The organism is Candidatus Accumulibacter meliphilus, from assembly GCF_036625345.1.
In the GTDB taxonomy this organism is placed as follows: Bacteria; Pseudomonadota; Gammaproteobacteria; order Burkholderiales; family Rhodocyclaceae; genus Accumulibacter; species Accumulibacter meliphilus.
Window position 1 is genome coordinate 198,450 of record NZ_JAZKTZ010000005.1, and the last position, 17,491, is coordinate 215,940.

General features: G+C 61.7%; 16 protein-coding genes and 3 pseudogenes. 6 read left to right on the top strand and 13 right to left on the bottom strand.

The features are described from left to right. The first annotated feature begins 42 nt into the window (after positions 1 to 42). The 3 genes and pseudogenes from V5B40_RS11945 (at position 43) to V5B40_RS11955 (ending at position 1,952) form a co-directional block, all read left to right on the top strand. Positions 43 to 1,080 carry an Rpn family recombination-promoting nuclease/putative transposase gene (locus V5B40_RS11945; protein ID WP_332354705.1) on the top strand — a complete coding sequence of 346 codons (1,038 nt, stop codon included), beginning with the start codon at positions 43 to 45 and terminating at the stop codon, positions 1,078 to 1,080. A 343-nt stretch (positions 1,081 to 1,423) separates the two neighbouring features. Beyond that, positions 1,424 to 1,627 (top strand): annotated as a pseudogene (locus V5B40_RS25280) (hypothetical protein); the annotation flags it as partial. A gap of 169 nt (positions 1,628 to 1,796) precedes the next feature. After that, positions 1,797 to 1,952 carry an ISAzo13-like element transposase-related protein gene (locus V5B40_RS11955; protein WP_332354706.1) on the top strand — a complete coding sequence of 52 codons (156 nt, stop codon included), beginning with the start codon at positions 1,797 to 1,799 and terminating at the stop codon, positions 1,950 to 1,952. 168 nt (positions 1,953 to 2,120) lie between these two features. Here V5B40_RS11955 and V5B40_RS11960 read toward each other — a convergent pair whose 3' ends face one another. The 3 genes and pseudogenes from V5B40_RS11960 to V5B40_RS11970 form a co-directional block, all read right to left on the bottom strand. Beyond that, positions 2,121 to 2,318, bottom strand: a complete 198-nt coding sequence (locus V5B40_RS11960) for a DUF3460 family protein (RefSeq protein WP_332354707.1) — start codon at positions 2,316 to 2,318, stop codon at positions 2,121 to 2,123. Positions 2,319 to 2,374: 56 nt separating this feature from the next. Further along, positions 2,375 to 3,862: a PIG-L deacetylase family protein gene (locus V5B40_RS11965; protein ID WP_332354708.1), complete on the bottom strand. Its 1,488-nt coding sequence runs from the start codon at positions 3,860 to 3,862 to the stop codon at positions 2,375 to 2,377. 14 nt (positions 3,863 to 3,876) lie between these two features. Then, positions 3,877 to 4,774 (bottom strand): annotated as a pseudogene (locus V5B40_RS11970) (GNAT family N-acetyltransferase). Positions 4,775 to 5,049: 275 nt separating this feature from the next. On the opposite strand from V5B40_RS11970, the gene V5B40_RS11975 reads away from it, so the two are divergent. After that, a complete protein-coding gene (locus tag V5B40_RS11975) occupies positions 5,050 to 6,177 on the top strand; it encodes a glycosyltransferase (protein WP_332354709.1) in 1,128 nt (375 codons plus the stop codon). Positions 6,178 to 6,234: 57 nt separating this feature from the next. Here the strand turns inward: V5B40_RS11975 and V5B40_RS11980 are convergent, their stop codons facing one another. The 3 genes and pseudogenes from V5B40_RS11980 to V5B40_RS11990 form a co-directional block, all read right to left on the bottom strand. Then, entirely contained in the window at positions 6,235 to 6,870 is a 636-nt protein-coding gene (locus V5B40_RS11980) for a CatB-related O-acetyltransferase (RefSeq protein ID WP_332354710.1), read from the bottom strand. Between the two features lie 14 nt (positions 6,871 to 6,884). Next, the gene (locus tag V5B40_RS11985; RefSeq protein ID WP_332354711.1) at positions 6,885 to 7,769 is read right to left on the bottom strand and encodes a glycosyltransferase; all 885 of its coding nucleotides are present in this window, start codon (positions 7,767 to 7,769) and stop codon (positions 6,885 to 6,887) included. After that, a pseudogene (locus V5B40_RS11990) lies at positions 7,766 to 8,921 on the bottom strand (glycosyltransferase family 4 protein). The gene V5B40_RS11985 and the pseudogene V5B40_RS11990 overlap by 4 nt, the downstream one beginning before the upstream one ends. Positions 8,922 to 9,639: 718 nt before the next feature. Between V5B40_RS11990 and V5B40_RS11995 the strand changes: the two are divergent. Then, positions 9,640 to 10,827 (top strand): O-antigen ligase family protein, encoded by a 1,188-nt coding sequence (locus tag V5B40_RS11995; RefSeq protein WP_332354712.1) that lies wholly within the window; start codon positions 9,640 to 9,642, stop codon positions 10,825 to 10,827. A gap of 217 nt (positions 10,828 to 11,044) precedes the next feature. Here the strand turns inward: V5B40_RS11995 and V5B40_RS12000 are convergent, their stop codons facing one another. From V5B40_RS12000 to V5B40_RS12030, 7 genes are all read right to left on the bottom strand, one after another. Then, positions 11,045 to 12,166, bottom strand: coding sequence for an alkene reductase (locus V5B40_RS12000; RefSeq protein ID WP_332354713.1), 1,122 nt, complete (start codon positions 12,164 to 12,166; stop codon positions 11,045 to 11,047). 288 nt (positions 12,167 to 12,454) lie between these two features. Next, positions 12,455 to 13,444: an NAD(P)H-dependent glycerol-3-phosphate dehydrogenase gene (locus V5B40_RS12005; protein ID WP_332354714.1), complete on the bottom strand. Its 990-nt coding sequence runs from the start codon at positions 13,442 to 13,444 to the stop codon at positions 12,455 to 12,457. A gap of 4 nt (positions 13,445 to 13,448) precedes the next feature. Continuing rightward, positions 13,449 to 13,964, bottom strand: a complete 516-nt coding sequence (locus tag V5B40_RS12010) for an SH3 domain-containing protein (protein ID WP_332354715.1) — start codon at positions 13,962 to 13,964, stop codon at positions 13,449 to 13,451. Further along, positions 13,924 to 14,415: a protein-export chaperone SecB gene (gene secB, locus V5B40_RS12015; protein ID WP_332354716.1), complete on the bottom strand. Its 492-nt coding sequence runs from the start codon at positions 14,413 to 14,415 to the stop codon at positions 13,924 to 13,926. Before secB ends, V5B40_RS12010 begins: the two co-directional genes overlap by 41 nt. Before the next feature lie 72 nt (positions 14,416 to 14,487). Then, on the bottom strand, positions 14,488 to 14,739 hold the full coding sequence (gene grxC, locus V5B40_RS12020) for a glutaredoxin 3 (protein WP_332354902.1): 252 nt from the start codon (positions 14,737 to 14,739) through the stop codon (positions 14,488 to 14,490). Between the two features lie 20 nt (positions 14,740 to 14,759). Continuing rightward, positions 14,760 to 15,179: a rhodanese-like domain-containing protein gene (locus V5B40_RS12025; protein ID WP_332354717.1), complete on the bottom strand. Its 420-nt coding sequence runs from the start codon at positions 15,177 to 15,179 to the stop codon at positions 14,760 to 14,762. Between the two features lie 123 nt (positions 15,180 to 15,302). Then, positions 15,303 to 15,611: an ArsR/SmtB family transcription factor gene (locus V5B40_RS12030; RefSeq protein ID WP_042335199.1), complete on the bottom strand. Its 309-nt coding sequence runs from the start codon at positions 15,609 to 15,611 to the stop codon at positions 15,303 to 15,305. A gap of 209 nt (positions 15,612 to 15,820) precedes the next feature. Here V5B40_RS12030 and V5B40_RS12035 point away from each other — a divergent pair, with 209 nt between their 5' ends. After that, a complete protein-coding gene (locus V5B40_RS12035) occupies positions 15,821 to 17,485 on the top strand; it encodes a murein hydrolase activator EnvC family protein (protein ID WP_332354718.1) in 1,665 nt (554 codons plus the stop codon). The last annotated feature ends 6 nt before the right edge of the window (positions 17,486 to 17,491 follow it).

The window sequence follows — 17,491 nt, forward strand, 5'->3', positions numbered from 1 at the left end:
TTCGCCTTGTTCACGCCCCGTCGAAGAACTACAATCATCGCCATGGTTCATCTTCACGACGCGGGCTACAAATACCTGTTCTCGCACGCCGACCTGGTGCGCGAGCTGCTGGAGGTGTTTGCCCCTCCCGGCCTAAGCGAACTGCTGGACTATGGCACGCTGCGCCCGGAGGCCGGCAACTTCATCACGCCGGCGATGAAAAAGCGCGAAGACGACGTCGTCTGGTCGATCGAACTGCAAGGACAACGCATCTACCTGTACCTGCTGCTCGAGTTCCAGGCGTCGATCGACAAGGGCATGCCGGTGCGGATGATGCAGTACGTTGCAGCGCTCTACGACCATCTGGTGCGCAGCAAGACCGTCGATCCGGCAGACGGACTGCCGCCGGTCCTGCCGATCGTGATCTACAACGGCGACACGCGCTGGAAGCACAGCCCCGAGATCTTCGACCTGATCCAGCCGCACCCGGCGGTGCTGACCGAGTTTCAGCCAAAACTGAGATTCTGGTTGCTCGATGAGGGGCGCTTCAGTGCGGAATATCTCGAAGGCTTGCAACGGGTCATGGCGGCAATATTCCGGATGGAGCACACTCACGACACGGACGACGCCAAACGGGCGATCCGCTATCTTGGCCAGGCCGTCGCCCAATCGCCATTCAAGCAGACGATAGACCGTGCGGTAATGCAGTGGATGCAGTACCGTCTCAGTCGCAAGATGCCCGGACTGCCACTGCCGGAACTCGATGACATGCTGAAAGGAACCGAAATGCTGGAAACGAATATTGATCAATGGAAAGCCAAGGCGGTGGCCGAAGGCCTGCAGATTGGCAGGATCGAAGGGAAACTAGAAGGAAAACTCGAAGGCAAGGTCGAAGGAAAACTCGAAGGCAAACTCGAAGGGAAGCTCGAAGGCGAGGCTCGCGCCCTGCAACACCTGCTTTCCCGGCGCTTTGGCGCGATCCCGATGGATATTGTCGAGCGAATAGGCGCGGCCGACCTCGAACAGATCGAAACCTGGTTCGATGCCGCCATTACCGCGCCGGACATCGCCTCCGTGTTCACCCCGACACAGAACCGATAAGCTTCTGGGCGTCGAACCCGCCCGTGGCCACACAGCGGCAGGTGATCTGGTCGACGGCGAGTGACCACCAGCCGAAGCCGCCTAAGGCGATATCCTCTAATGTTCATACCGTTGCATGCGATACTTTCAGTAGATTATCAGGTTGGAGGTATTGCTGATGGGGGTCGCCACGGGAGCTGACAGCAAGATTTCTTTTGAAGCCGGTCACGTTGACGATATCCAGCTTGCTTCGAGCAAGATGACGGGGGCGGACCGTAGGGCGTTTCAGGCGGAGATGACGCTGAAATAGTGCGGTGGTCGTGCGCGGCGTGCAGAGGACGTTTTCGGATGGAGTCGGCAGGCGGTGCAACTTGGCCTACATGAGAAACGTACCGGGATTGTTTGTCTGGGACTCCACGCATTCTGCTGCGGTGCGAAATTGTGGGAGGAGAAACACCCGGAGGTAGCGCAAGCCCGCTGGGAACTGGCGGAAAGACATGCCCAACAAGACCAAATCAAGGCGGATAACGGACCGCAGAGCAATGGTCGGCGTACGCAATTTCTCAAGCGAATCGTCGAGTTTGCCGATCACATCGGCAAATGCATCCGCCTCTTGTACTATCCCGCCCTATCACAGCAAATACAATCCGGTGGAGCGTTGCCGGGGAATCCTGGAAAAGCACTGAAACGGTGCCAAGCTCACCGACGCCCAAACGATGCTGGAGTGGGCCAAGAGCATGACCTGGAAAGGCGTTCATCCCGTCGTCGAACTGAGCGGCACGGTCTATCAAAAAGGAATCACCGTGGTCAAGGATGCCATGCAATCTGTCAAGTCCAGGCGGGAACGAAACCCACTCCTACCCAAGTGGGACATCTCAATCCGACCCGCTTGAATGGTATTAATATTCGTAGAGATCGCCTAAGGCGAGGCATGTCCGCTTCTCGGTAAGCGGGCAGCGCTACCGTCCCGGCCCCACCGGTCAAGTCGGAGCAGCGCAAAAAGCGACCAGGCCCTGTGCGGGCCTGGTCGCTTTTTGTCGCAAACTCCCTGACGAAGCCGCCTACTGCTGTTCGAAATTGACGTCGTAGGGATAGGGGCGAGGCGGCTCGCTGGCTTCCCGGTAGGCTTTCTGCTCCTCGAGATCGGTCTTCCTGTCCCAGAAGATCGCCCGACCACGGCTTTGGTCTTCAAGCCACTCCGGGTGCCGGGCCAGCATCTCGCGCATGAACTTGGTGTGCTCGGATTCGTACAAGGCCATCTGCCCTACTCCCCATCAAAAAACAGCTTTAATCAGCGACATCGTCAAGTCAGGGATTATACGCTGGCTGCCGGTGGACTGTCAGCGACGCCCAGATGATCAGCGCCCGCCAAACGCTGCTGAGCGAAGGGGCGAACCCAGAACAGCTCATGGCGCCGAACGGCCTTGCGAAAGAACTCGTTCTCACCGCTGGCCGGCCATTGACGAGCGGCGAGCAGTTTCTGGATCGCGCGCCGCAAGCGTTTCTTGAACGGTAGCAATCCTTGCAGGTCGTGCTGCATGGCCAGTGCCATGGCCTTGTCGAGTTGCGTGGCGGCGCTCAGGCAGGGGCTCCACAGGGCATCGGGCGGCAGCGGCGCCAGCACCGGCGGCAGGGCGATGCCCTGCCCCGCCGGACCCATTGGCCAGCGGTCGTTGTCGTGCAGGTGATTGGCGTAGAGGAGGCTGGTTGCGGGCTTCCAGGACGAGCGCTCGACCGCCAGCAGCAGCGCCTGCGCGCCGGCCACGTGGTCGGCGTGCGGATCCAGCTCGGGGTGCGGCATGACGACGAATTCGGGGCGGAAGTGCTCGAGCAAGGCGACCAGATCGGCCAGCAGGTTGTTCCCGCACGGTACACCGTCGGCATCGGCCGGCAGAGGAAACGGATTATGCGCTCGCGCCGAGCGCACATCGGCTTCAGCCGACTCGCGTGAAGCCCACGCGCGCTCGGGTTCGGAAAGCATCGCCCGCAGTTGCAGGCAGTAGTAGCCCAACTGCACGCATCGGCTCTGCGGGACACCTCCCCAGAGGGGCACGGCCAGGCTGTCCCAGGTCCGCAAGCGCCCTTTCAGGCGCGCCGCGGCAGTCGCTTCCAGGCCCAGGCAGCGATAACGCTCGGCTTCTATCTCACCCTGCGTCAGGGTCACAATGGTCAGATCCGGGGCTTCGCCAGCCTCAGCGGCCGCGGCAGCACGGCTATAGAGGCCAAAAGCCGCCAGCTCGGCGTCGTCGGCGTGTGGCGCGATGATCATCATTCGCCGTTGCGCGTAGTCGGGGTTGCCCAGCACGTAGAGGGTGGCGGTCGCCGGCAGCCGGCAGAAACGACCGCTGATCGACAAGTCGCCGTTGGCCAATGCGGCCGCTTGCCCGGAGAGGTTCAGATAGCGCCGCCCTCTGACGCCGCGCTCGAAATCCTGTCGGTCGTCACCGAGGACGACCCGTGGGTCCAGACAGTGACCGAGCAGGGTGCTGCGTAAGTGCAGCTCGAGAAGCAGCGTCTCGCCGGCCGCCAGCGGTACGCTCAACTGCACTCGGCCGTCGCTCAACGAGACGGTCTGCTGCGCCGTTTCGGCCGGGAAAGCATATTGGTAGTCGTCCTGTGGAGAATAGAACAGGTGGTCGGCGAACCAGGCTTCGTGCGCCACCCAGGCGCACAGCAACAACAGCGGCAGCAGCCACCAGGCAAGGAAGAAGCCGAGGGCGACGAGCACTATCAGGGCTGCCAGCAGCAAGAGGCGCTTGCGCTGGCGATAGCGCTTCAGCAGTTGCTGTTTTCTTGACGTCATGGGCCTGCTGCATCCTAGATTCGATAGGCCGGCACGCGGTGGCACCAGCGATCCTTGTACTCGCGATCGGCACGACCAAAGGAAAAGCGCAAAGGTTTGCCGAGCGCGCGCGCGTCTGCCCAGGCGCTCTGCGTATTGATGAAACTGAGCACGCTTCCGGGACTGAAGTCACGCGTTTCGGGATCGACACCGCCATTGATGTATTCGAGCGAAATCCACGCCGGGGCCTCGACGCGATAGAGAATCTGCACGGCAATCGGCTGCTCCTGACGGAAAAGGATGGCCCCGGCCATGAATTCGCGCAGCAGCGCGAACACTTCAGCCAGATGCGCGTGCCCCCTGGCCGCAAAACCCCAGCGGCGCCGGAAGAGATCGGCATACATGCTGGCCTGCTCGGACGGCGAGAAGTCGAGCATCTGGCGTACCTGCCCGCCGGCCTCTTCGAGCAGGCGCAGTTCGCGCCGCTGGTTGTAGCGAAACTTCTTCGAGTAGTCCTCGGGCGCACGCGCCAGCGCCAGGCCTTCCGGCTGCGCCTTGAGTTCGCTGATCCGTCCGGCGTTTAGCTCGGAGACGTAACGCATGCGCTGGCGTACCGGCACACAGGCTTGCGCGTCGATCGGCAAGATCACTTCGGCATTGCCCAGATCGAACAGCCCGCGCTGACCGCGTTTTTTCAGCACCTCCTTCGCCAACGCGAGGTAGCGCCCCCAGCAGGGAATCGCCGCCAGCAACTGCTCGCCGGAGAAATAGCCGAGGTAGCGCACCGGGATTCCCGCCAGCGCCGAGAGTCGCTCGACGACCAGCCGGATGGGTGAACACGCTGCCGCCGCAGCGCTGCCAGGCGGCGGCATAAGCGGCGGCATCGATTTCTGTCCAGCCGCGCTCGCGCCAGACTCGCAGGCGATTCAACATGCGCCGGCGGAGCGTGTGCAGAAGCGGGTCATGACGGCCGGAATCCTCGCGGTTGGCAGCGCCCGGAGGAATCTCCGAACGCTCGTGGTGGGGTGTCGTTGAACTGTGCAAGCGAGCCACAGCCACGGCTGGAAGGATAAACCAATTACGGCGCCGTATGCCCGGCGTTGGCGATAAGCGCAGGCTATGGCTGGCACGATATACTTGTCAGCCTGGAGCGCGCCCCCAGCTCGGCGGCAAGGAGCCGCTCGTGATCAACATGGAGGATTACTAGGATGTCGGCTGAACCGCGCCACGTGCTGCAGCTTTGCCACAGCTATGGCGCGCCGTTCACGGATGTCACCTGCCAGTGGGCCAGGCTGTTCGCGGGCCGTGGCTGGCGAATGACGACCGTCTACCTCACCGGCGAAGCCGACGCCGCGGTGGTGCGCAGATCCGGCGGCGACGAGGTCCTCTTTCTCGGCTTCGACTCGCGGCAGGTGCGCGGCCTGAAGCTGGCAGCCCTCTGGAAACTGCGCCAGCTACAGCAAGCACAGGGTTTCTCGCTGGCCATCGCCCATCGCTTCAAGCCCATCTACGCCTGCTGCCTGGCGCTGGACCTCCCGGTCATCGGCGTCCATCACGCCTATGGCGACTACCAGCGCCTGGGAAGGCGCCTGTTTGCCGGAGCCTTCGCCACCCGACTGGCCTTGCTGGGAGTCTCCGATGCGGTGCGCAACGATCTTCGCTCCTGCCTGCCGCGCTGGCCGGCAGAGCGCATAGGGACGCAGTACAACCACGTCGAACGGGCCCCGCTACAGGCTCGGCAGCAGCCCCGGGACGAGGCGCGGCGCGCGCTCGACCTGCCACACCACGCCTACGTCTTCGGCAATGTCGGCCGCCTGCACCCGGACAAGGACCAGGCAACGCTGATCCGCGCCTTCGCCGGCCTGCAACCCGCCGACGCGCTGCTGGCCATCGCCGGACACGGTCGCCTGGACGATTCGCTGAAGGCGCTGGCCGCCGAACTGGGCGTCGCCGACCGCGTGCGCTTTCTCGGCCAGGTGCCGGGCATGGACCGCTACTTCCGTGCCTTCGACAGCTTTGTCCTGAGCTCGGACCACGAGCCCTTCGGGATGGTGCTACTCGAGGCCATGGCCGCCGAGATTCCAGTCGTCGCCAGCGACTGTGGCGGCGCCCGCGAAGTGGTCGCTGCTGCCGAGTGGCGCTTTCCGCTCGGCGACACCGACACTCTGTGCTCCCGCATGCATGCCGTCCGTGCCTTGCACGATGGCGCCCGGACGGACCTCGTCAGGGCACAACTGGCGCACCTCGAAGCCCATTTCTCGCTGGCCGCGGCGCGGCGCCAGTTCTGGGCGCACGGCTGCATGCAGACCTGGAGCGAACACGATGCCAGGCTCTGAAAGCCGGCCGCAAAGCAGCTCGGCAGCCAGTTTTCCGGCTGACCGAAGACGCCGCAGTCAGTCAACTGCCTGCCGCAGCTCACGTTGCCGAGCGTAGTCCAGAAAGGCCTCGATCTGCTCGCTACACAGCAAGCAGCTAAGGCTGCGTACTTCCTGCTCGGGCCAATCCCACCACGCTGCCGCCAGCAACGCCTGCCGCGTCGCCTCGGGAAAGCGCCAGCGAATCTGCCGCGCCGGGTTTCCCGCCACCACTGAATAAGGCGCCACGTCCTGGCTAACCACCGCACCAGCAGCGACCACCGCGCCATGGCCGATGGTGACCCCGGACAGGATGACGGCGTTACTGCACAACCAGACGTCGCTACCGATAAGCACATCGCCACGCGTTATCGCGTATCCGCGAATCCCGGCGGCCTCGGGGATCATCGCCGGAAACGGGTAGAGACTGACCCAGTCGGTACGATGATGGCCGCCCAGGAAGATTTCCACATTCTCGGCTATCGACGTGTAGCTGCCCAGCTTGAGCGTCGCGCCTTCTTGCCAGTCATGGACGATGGGAATACCGTAGGTTCCCAGACCAATCTGATACTGCGGATAGCGCGCCAGGAACTTCGCTGGTCCACGATAGAACTTGGCTAAGCGGCGTATCGGCTTGTTGGCTTGTTGGCGCGTCGCTTCAGGAATCTTGCCCAAAAGCCCATTTCGATTCAGCCCTTCTCCAATGGCAATAGGTAAAGCCTCATCAGGCCCCGCCAGGTTTTCTTCGACCAGCGCTTGAAGGGAATCTGCGCCAACAGTTCACGGGCCAAGCCACGATCACGATTGGAGCACTTGAGAAACATCGAGTTGAGAAAACGGTAGCGGACCCAATCGTATTGCGGATGCTCGCCAAACACGGCATAGGTCTTGAGAATGCTATCGACCATGAAGCGATGATTCTTGTACGAGTTGCTGGCGTGCTTGCGATAACGCGCAAGCACTTCGCCCAGGCAATCAATGTAGTAGCCCGCATGGGTGATCTTCAACTCGATCAAGAGATCTTCCAGCCGAATTTCAGGGTCGAAACCGCCGACTTTCAGCAAGGCCTCCTTGCGGAACATCAAAGTAGGCGCTGGCGGGTAGGGTTTGCGCTCCATGAACACATCCTCGAAATCCAGCCGGCGAAAAGGCACGTCGCGACGCTGTCGCTTTTCCGGGAACGCTCGTCCAGCGGCATCGATCAGTTCGATATTGCCCGCACAGATCCCCACTTCCGGCTTGTCCCGCAAATAGGCGACCTGCTTGGCCAAGCGCTCGGCAAGCATGATGTCATCCGAACCGAAGGACACGATCAGACTGCCCTGGGCTTGCTTGATGGCCGCGTTGAGGGTGTGCGTCAAGCCCTGGTTCGCTTGCTCCATAAAGAAAAAGCCATGCTCAGCCTGCAAACGCCGGATGCGCTCGACACTATCATCAGTGGAGCCATCATCGATGACCAGTAGCTCCACATAGGGATAGGTCTGTTCCAGCACGCTGCGGATGCTCGCCTCGATATAGGGCCCATGGTTATAGGAGGCGATGATGACGGTGACTAGTTCGTGATCTCTGTTCATGACGAACGGCCAAGCTGGGCCAGCGACTCTTCGACGAGTCGCAGGTACTGTTGACGGAAGCTTTCGATATCGTGGCTGGCGCACAAATAGGCGTAGGCTCGCTCGCCCCTTTCCTGAAGCTCCTGATCGCTCAGCTGAAGGTAATCTGCCAATGCGGTGGTCAACGCATTGACGTCTCCTGGCGGCACGGCAAGACCACCTGCTCCCTGGATCAACGGCAGCATGGCAGGCACACTGGAGGCAATCACCGGCAGGTGCCCGCTCATGCCTTCGAGCAAGGCCAGCCCCAGGCCTTCGGCCAGGGAAGGCATCGTCCAGATATCGAAGGCACGAATATATTGCAAGGCATCGGCGCGAAAGCCGAGCAGGTGAACTCGCCCCTGCAAGCCGAGCCTGTCAACCTCAGCCAGCAATCGCGGCTCTTCGCGCCCTCTTCCGATGATCGCGAGCGTCGCTCGCGGATGAGACATCCTTCAACCGGGCGAAAGCCTGGAGTAGGTAAACATGCCCCTTGACGGGAACCAGACGGCCGCAGGTACCCAGCAGACGCACCTGTAGATCGATCCCCAACAAGCGGCGCGCCTCATCGCGAGGAAGCTGCAGACCCTCTGCCTGCGCGATATCAATGGCATTGGTGATGGCCACAGTATTCTGCTGGGTAAAGCCGCATTTGCAGTCGAGCAAGTATTGCTTGACTGCCGGCGAGACGCCAACGAAGCGCCAGGCGTGGTCGATTAGAGACTTGGCCTGCAGGCGCCGGTAGTAGCGCCCGTACTCGCCAAAGCCATGGGAAATTCCGATGCACAACGGCACTCGCAGCCAGCGGTTCAACTGCAAGAGCATATTGACCGGCTTGAAGCGGTTGCAGATCACCACATCGAAGCTTTCTGCCCGGCAGAAACGATAGAGCTGCCACATGGCCTGCAAGCGCAAGCCCTTCAGTTGCGCATCGGAAAACTCGAAATAGACCGAGCGATCTGCCCGACTTACTGGCTCGTCCTGCTGCGGCTTACCGCGGAGGAACGCGGCCACGATCTCGTAGCGCTCAGCCGGCAAGGCCTTGACGATCTGTTCGGCGAGGTCGGCGAAATCGTGCGCCTTGACGTTGTAGTCGGGCTGCAGCTGCAAGACCTTGATTCGCCTATTTGTCATTCTTCACACTCGAAAGCTTGGTCCCTGACGGCGCCAGCGGAGATCCCGGCAAACCTGGTAGCTGCCTGCAGCCGATCGACCGGAAGCTTTTCCCATTAGGATGTCTTTCAGACCATAAAGTGGACATCTGGAAACTCGCAAACCGCAGTTTGGGGCCTCTCGGACTCGCGTGCCTTGACTTCGTTCCGGAACGACCTCGATACGGCGATGATCGCCTCGTGCGCCATGGCGCCATGGCGCGTGATCAAGCCGGCTCCAGACGTCGATTTCCTTGGCCCATGGTCCTCCAGGAGAAAGCGGAATTGCCGAAACATTGCCATGCCCGGAGGTCGGGCAGCGCCTCGTGTTCCTGTTCGCAACGACGAGTACGATTCAATCACCGCGAACCGGTCCACCCACCGTATGATCCTTCACTCTCGGCAAGAAACCGCTTACCCCGTGTGCGCTGCTGCCTGCGTTCAAACCACAGCTGGAGAGAACTGACCTGTTTCATCGGGGCTCGCTCGAGCTTGCCAGCCGAACTATACCATAGGTATATGTCGGGCTGGACCAGCGTTTCTCTGGCGCAGAGCCGCATTCGTGAAAAGCTTTCGAGCAGGCCTGAAAGCATCGCAAAACCCTGTCTGTGGCTGGAATTCATAAATTACACGCGGCCTGCAACCGACACCAGCCGACTCGTGGAAGAATTCAACCCAATCGTTGTTGAGGATATAGAAAGATGCCACCCTTGGTGCTGACACGCTCACAACAAGCCTTTTCTTTCATCTGCAATTGGCTGCTCCCCCTAGGTTACGTGACCTTGCTGGTCGGCTTGGTCGTGCTGCCTGATCGCAGCATCTACCACAAGTTTTTCTACCTCCTGATCGCAGCTCCCGCCGCGATAGCGATGCTCTTGCGACCCGCAACACTAAGGGTGCTGTTGCGCGAGCCCATCGTCATTCTTTTCCTGGCCTTCGCTACTTGGTCGCTGCTCAGCGGCAGCTGGTCAGACTCCGACACCTCTATCGGCAGCATGCTGAAAAAGCCTCTGTACGTCTTACTGCTATTTGCCGCTTGCTCTTTGCTAAGCCTTCAAGCCAGTAAGCGGCTCGAACAGAGCACACTTGTTGGCGCCTTGCTGATGATTCCGCTGACGATGTACTCGCTGGGCACATTCGCCATTGCCTGGGCCCCTGGCGAGAGACTCGTTGGTCCAGGCGCATTGGACAATCCCCTGCTTAGCTCACATATTTTCGGTTTCTTTTGTACTCTTTGGCTCGCTGTGGGCATCACCTTGCCGCGACGCCAAGCCTGCCTGGCATTCGCTCCGGCCGTAATTTTCGGAGGCGCTCTGCTAGCGACCGGCTCGCGCTCACCGCTCGTCGCTACGGCTTTGGTTTGCGTTTGGCTAGCCATCGCCTGCTGGAATAAACGTTCGATCATACTCGTCGCGGCGGGCATATCAGCCTTGGTGGCTTTGCTCCTGCTGCATCCCGATGCGCTCCTCGGGCGCGGCGCTTCCTATCGCCTTGAAATCTGGCATCAGGCACTGGCAAAGATCAGCCAGCACCCTTGGCTGGGCTTTGGGGTCGGAGCCTCCCTGGCCATTGACATTAAGGATTTTGCTGTGCCATTCAGCGAACCCCACAGTTTTGCCCTTGGCGTTCTGTACTACACGGGCATCGTCGGTCTGTCTCTATGGCTGGCCCTCAACGCGGTGGCTCTCAGTCTTTGCTGGCGCAATAGACACCGCCAGGGCTTCCTGGTTGGCGGCGCGCTGCTGATCTATGGTGCTGGCGCTGGACTGGCGGAAGGTGGCTGGATCCTGTCCAGACCGAAAGAGCACTGGTTCCTGACCTGGATCCCGCTAGCGCTGATCGCAGCCTACAATATCGCCGCTCGCCAAGCCGAAGAGGCGCCGCGCTGATAGGGTGCAATAGTGCTCAAAAAAGGCCATAAGCTGCAATCAAGAGTTCTGCGCTTGGAGAACACGGCCCCGACTAACGGTCATGACATGTCGAGATACCCCGAATCATGAAAGTCATGACCGTTTCCCTCTTACCCAGACCCTTCTCCCGCGAGGGGAGAAGGGCGCTTCGTGAGTTGCTTGCGCGACTTTCACATTAACCGCCGACCGCCGACGCTCACGCCGCCGTAACAGCGGCAGCGTCGAGTGACGGGTAGTCGATGTAGCCTTTCGCCCCTCCTTTGTAGATCGTCGTCGAGTTCCAGGGCGCCAGCGGCGCCCCGATGCGCAAACGCTGGACGAGATCGGGGTTGGCGATGAAGTGCCTGCCAAAGGCGATCAGATCGCCACTCCCGGCACGCAGCGCCGCTTCTGCGCGTTCGCGATCGAAGCCTCCGCAGAGAATCATCGTGCCCGGAAAGCAGGCGCGAAGGTGCGGCAGAAGCTCGCCCTGACGATCGTGGATCCAGCTCCCTTCCTGGTCATAGACGTGCAGATGGCCGATCCGCAAGAGCTTCAGCCGCGTTGCGAGATAGCCATAGCTGACCAGGGGATCCGGATCTGGCTGCATCTCGTGCGCGGTACCCAGTGGCGAGATTCGCACACCGACGCGTGCGCTGCCGATCGCCGCCGCGACGGCGTGCACCGTTTCCAGCAAAAAGCGCCAGCGATTGGACAGTGAGCCACCGTACTCGTCGCCACGGTCGTTTACGTACGGGCAACGGAACTGGTCGAACAAATAGCCGTTCGCGGCGTGAATCTCGACGCCGTCGAAGCCCGCTGCGACGGCATTGTGGGCGGCGCGAACGAAATCGGCGATGATCAGCCGCACCTCCTCGGTCGCCAGTCCGCGCGGCGCCTCGCAGGGCACCATCACCGGCTCGGCGCCGCCGTTGAGAATCGGCACCCGGTCACTGTGCAGGCCGATTCCGGTCGGCCCAACAGGCGGAGAGCGGTCCGCGCGCAAGCTGCTGTGGCCAACGCGCCCGACGTGCCAGAGCTGCAGATAGATGCGGCCACCGGCATGATGCACCGCTTTGGTCACCTTGCGCCAACCGGCAACCTGCGCGCCGCTGTAGATTCCAGGCGTGCGGGCGCAACCACGAGCCTGCGGCGAAACCGGCGTGCCCTCGGCAATGATCAAGCCGGCGGAGGCGCGCTGCGCATAGTATCTGGCGGTCATCGCTGGCGGCGCGAGCTGCCAGTCGGTCGCACGGTTGCGGTTCATTGGCGCCATGACGACGCGGTTCGGCAGCAGCTGCCCGCCGAGCGAATGACGAGAAAACAGTTTCCTAAACATCGTTTGCCTACCTCCGTTGATGGCTGGGCATATCGGCAACAAAGCAATTCTCGTGCCGTCATCCATCATTTCTACTACAAATTATTCAGGGTGATGCGCCAGCAGGGCTGGTTCGCCGCGGCGGCGAGCGCAGCATAGGGGCTACAGGTTCCGTATTTGTGGCAGCAGAACGACACGACCAAACTTCAAGAGCGCCTTAAGGCACGCGACCACGGAGAAAGTTTCACGAACTCCGAGAACTTTTGACGCCGCTTCCGGCCGCGCGACGCTGGCGACGCGAGCAGCCGGCTAGCTCCCCTCGCACTTCGGATCGCGGTTGAGCAGTTTGTCGACCGCCGATGCGGCCGGTTCATCACGATAGAGGATGGCGTCGACCGCCTGCGTAATCGGCATCTCTATCGCCAGTCGGCTCGCCAGCTGAGCCACTTCGCGCGTCGTGCCGACGCCCTCGGCCACATGCCCGAGGTCGCGGAGTATCTGCGACAGCGTCTTGCCGGCGGCGAGTTCCAGACCCACCCGCCGATTGCGCGACAAAGCGCCGGTACAGGTAAGGATCAGGTCACCCATCCCGGCCAGCCCCATGAAAGTCTCCGCCTGTCCGCCGAGCGCCACGCCAAAGCGCGCCATTTCCGCGAGTCCACGTGTAATCAGCGCCGCACGGGCATTGAGACCGAGGCCGAGACCATCGCAGACGCCGGTGGCAATGGCCATGATGTTTTTCACCGCTCCGCCGATTTCAACACCGGGCAAATCGTCGTTGGCATAGATGCGAAAGCGGGAGCTATGCAAGGCCAAAGCCGTCTGCTGGCCGAAAACGATGTCGTTTGCCGCCAGGGTCACCGCTGTCGGCAGGCCGCGCACCACCTCGTCGGCAAAGCTCGGGCCCGACAAGGCTCCGCACAAGCGCTGCGCGCCGAGCACTTCGGCGACGATCTGGTGCGGCAGCAGGGCCGTTTCGGCCTCCAGGCCCTTGCACGCCCAGATCAGCGGGCTCGCCACAGCGGCATCACGCAAGCGACAAAGCGTTGCTCGCAGACCAGCGATCGGCGTCGCAATCAACAATAGATCGGCATCGCCCACGGCCGCCCCAAAATCCTCGCCAATACACAAGGCCTCGGGAAAGCGGTGGCCTGGAAGATAGCGCGTGTTTTCGCGCTTGTTGCGCAGGCTGCGCCGCACTTCCAGCTCGCGCGCCCACAGCGTCACGGCATGCTGATCACTGAAAGCAGCAGCCAAGGCGCTACCCCAGGCGCCAGCGCCCAGTACCGTCAACTTCATGTGTTCACTGACCCCAGATCTGATCGACGCGGACGTAGCCCGACGCTCCATCGCGATGGCGAACCCTGACCCAGCCGCCACCGGCGACGCCTTCGAGGTAATCGAGGGCGACATTCTTCTCGGCTTCGAAGACCATGGCCGCGGCTTCGTCCGCGCTTTGTCGGATTTGCGCACGTGGCGCGGTTACGACCACCGAATGTCGCATCGCGAGGTGCTTGCTCTCGATCCAGGCCATGCTGCCCTCCGAGTCGCGCACCTTCGCCCAGCCTTCGAGGTGGACGACCAGTTCGACCGGTGTATCACGCTTGATGACGAAGAGCTTTTTGCCTCTTGGCGAAGGAGCATCGTAGAGTACCGCTGCCGTGGCGACGGTGCGAAACTCGATCGCCAGGGCCGGCACGGCAAGGCCTGCCGCGAGCAACACGGTCAGCGATTGCTTCATCGCCGAGGCTTTCTCGCTTCTGGCGACGGCTTGCCCCTTACTGAATGGTCGCGTCGCCAGGCTCAGTCTGAGGCGCATTTTTCGCCGCCTCCTCCTGCTGGCTCTGGAGGCGAGACATGTAAAGCGCTTCGAAATTGACCGGCTGCAGCATGACCGGTGCGAAACCGGCGCGGGTCACGGCGTCGGAAACGACTTCGCGAGCATAGGGGTAGAGAATATTGGGGCAGGCAATCGACAGCAAGGGCTCCATATTTTCGCTCGGCACGTTCTGAACACGGAAGATTCCCGCCTGACCGACTTCGACGAGAAAAACAGTCTTCTCGCCGATCTTGGACGTCACTGTGGCCGTCAAAGCGACCTCAAAGAGCCCTTCGCCGATACCCTGCGCCTTGGTCTGCAACTGGATGTTGATCGTCGGCGTCTCGCGGTCGAGATAGATCTGAGGCGCATTCGGCACTTCGACCGAGAGATCCTTGACGTAGATCTTCTCAATGGCAAAGACGGGGTTCGGGGTTTCTTGTTCGCTCATGGTTCTTTTGCGCCTATGGTTGGGGATTGAAAACAATTGTGGGGAAGTTCACGCTCACTCGGTGAGCCGCTGTCAGGCAGCGTCACCCGCCAGCAGGGGTAACAACTTGCCCGCTCGATCGAAAGCAAGGAGATCGTCGAAACCGCCGACGTGCGTCTCACCGATGTAGATCTGCGGAACGGTACGCCTGGCGGTCCGCTCGAGCATTTCGCTACGGCGCCGAGGATCGAGATCGATGCGGATCTTGTCGATCGTGGCGACGCCTCTGGCCAGCAACAGTTGCTCGGCGCGAACACAGAAAGGGCAAACGCCCGTGGCGTACATCGACACCCGCTGCAACCCGCTCACTTCCGCGAACCCTTTTTCAGCGGCAGGCCGGCTTCGGCCCACGCGGCAACGCCCCCCTCCAGGGAATGCAGCCTGGAGAAACCGAGCTTGGCCAGCTTGGCGCAGGCGGCAGATGAGCGGGCGCCAGATTGACAGATCAGAATCACCGGCGTGTCCTTGAACTGTGCCAGTTCGTCGACACGTTCATCGAGCGATCCGACAGGAATATTGCGCGCGTCGACCGGGTGTCCGGTAACGTACTCACTCGCTTCACGGATATCCAGCAACTGCGCATTCTCGCGGTTGATCAACATCGTTGCCTGGCTTGTGGTCACCGCTCGCGAGCCGCCGGGTCGATACACCGTAAGTACGAGTAGCAGCGTGCCGCTGACCACAGCGACAGCCACCAGAAGAAGGTTCTGCTGAATGAATTCCAATCGAAACTCCAGAAATTGACGCGAAAAATGGCGAAAGACCAAACCGTACCCGCAACGAGACCCTAGCCCACCCACTCGCCAGGACCGACGCGCAGCGCGCGCGCGCACCCTTAAGGCGCTTGCCTAATCGCCGCAGAACACCTCGCGCATCATGCCAATCAACTGCAGGGTGCGCGCGTCGCCAACGCGATAGTAAACTCGGTTGGCGTCCTTGCGCGCCAGCAGAACGCCCTTTTCGCGCAGTATGGCAAGATGCTGGGAAATGTTGCTTTGCGAAGTACCCACGGCGTCGACGATCTCTTGTACACAGGCATCCTGATCGCCGATCACACAAAGGATCTTGAGGCGCAAGGGATGCGATATCGATTTGAGCGCACGTGCCGCCTGTTCGATATGCTCCTGCTTGTCGATGATGCTGGTCCGGATAGGCACGTTACGGCAGAGTCGCCTTTTATCATATAATCGGCGATTATAGAACAAAACCACCCGCCAAGGGGTGCTCCGCACGCCTTGCACGTGAGCGTAGAATACCGTGCTTGCCGGCCTCTCGAAGTGCTGGTCCAGCGGTCTAGCGATCTCACCATCTCACCCTTCCAGCTCTCTCCAGCCAAATCACGTTTCTGCCAGGCGTGCGCCGTTCATTGACCGAAACCACCGCCATAACTTTCAACGCCGCAACGCCGGACCACACTGCGGCCAAGGCGTGCCTTGCCGTGCTGCGGCTGGGGGAGCGTGCCCACACACAGCTTCCGGCAGCAGCAGCTCGCGCGGCACGCGGGGAACTCGGGCGCCGGCTGGCCATGGTTTTGCTCGCCAGCGCACTGCTGGCAGCAACTTCCGCCGCTGCCAGCGACAAGGACGTGGGGGATTCGGATACGGCCTCAACAAGCGCCGTCGCCGAAAAACAGGGTGACCTGAAGTCCTTGCGCAGCCAGATCGAAGCCCTGCGCCGGGAGATGGTCGCTGCCGAAGGTTCACGCAAGGAATCGGCGGATCAGCTCAAGGACGTCGAGCGGTCGATTTCATCGACCCAGCGCGATCTGCACCTGCTGAAGGAGCAAATCGCCGCGCGGCAGAGCACCCTCAAGGACCTTGACGGACAGTCGAAAGCGCTCGAACAGGGCCTCAGCCTGCAGCAGCAACAGCTCGAAAAGCTGCTCTACCGGCAGTACCTGCGGGGCAACCCGGATGCGCTGCAGCTGTTTCTAAATGGCGACGACCCCTATCAGCTGGCGCGCGATCTGTACTATCTGGAAGCGATTGGGCGAGCACGCAGCCAACTCCTGCTGGAGATCGAGTCCAGCCTGCAGCGTCAGAAAACGCTCGTCGCCGATACCCGGGAACAGGCAGCACAACTCGCCGCCGCGCAAGACAAACAGGGCGAAGAACACGCCAAACTGCTGGCGCAGCGGGCGCAACGCCAGGCGACGCTGGACGCACTGGCGGAACAGATCGCGGCGCAGCGGCAGGAAATTGGCAAGCTCCAGGGTGACGAGAAGGGCCTCACAAAGCTCATCGATCGCTTGTCGAAAATCATCGCCGCCAAAGCGGCCGAAGCGCGCCGGGAAGCGCAGCGCAGGGAAGAGCAACGCCGGCAAGCAGAGCGCCGCGACGCGGAAAGACGAGAAGCCGAGCGCGAGGCAGCCGAACGACGCGAACGAGCCCTGGCGCAGCAGGAACTCGCCCGCCAGGAAGCGCAGCGCGCAGCCCGGCAGCAGCAGCCGGCCCAGCCGGACGCTGGCGCGGGCAGGGAACAAGCCTTGGCAAGCAAACCGCCGCGCCCGGAAACACCCCGGGAAGTTGCCCCGACGACTCCTCCGGCGCCTTCTCCGGCGCCTGCCCGGACAGCTCCCCCGCCAACGCGCCAGCAGGCGCCACGCGAAGCCTCGCCGGCTGAAGCTTTCGTCGGCAACCTGGCACAAATGAAAGGCTCCCTGCACCTGCCAACCAGGGGCTCGGTGACCAATCGCTTTGGTAGCGCACGCCAGGAAGGCAGTACCTGGAAGGGATTGTTCATCCGTGCGGGGACCGGCAGCGAAGTGCGCAGTATCGCGACTGGCCGCGTCGTCTTTGCCGAATGGATGCGCGGTTTCGGCAATCTGCTGATCGTCGACCACGGCAGCGATTACCTGTCGGTCTACGCCAACAACGATTCCCTGCTGAAACAGGTCGGCGACGATGTCCGCGGTGGCGAGACCATCGCCACCGTCGGCAACACCGGTGGCAACCCGGAATCCGGTTTATACTTTGAAATCCGCCATGACGGGAAGCCGCTTGACCCGCTGGCATGGGTCAAGCGCAGATGAGGCCGC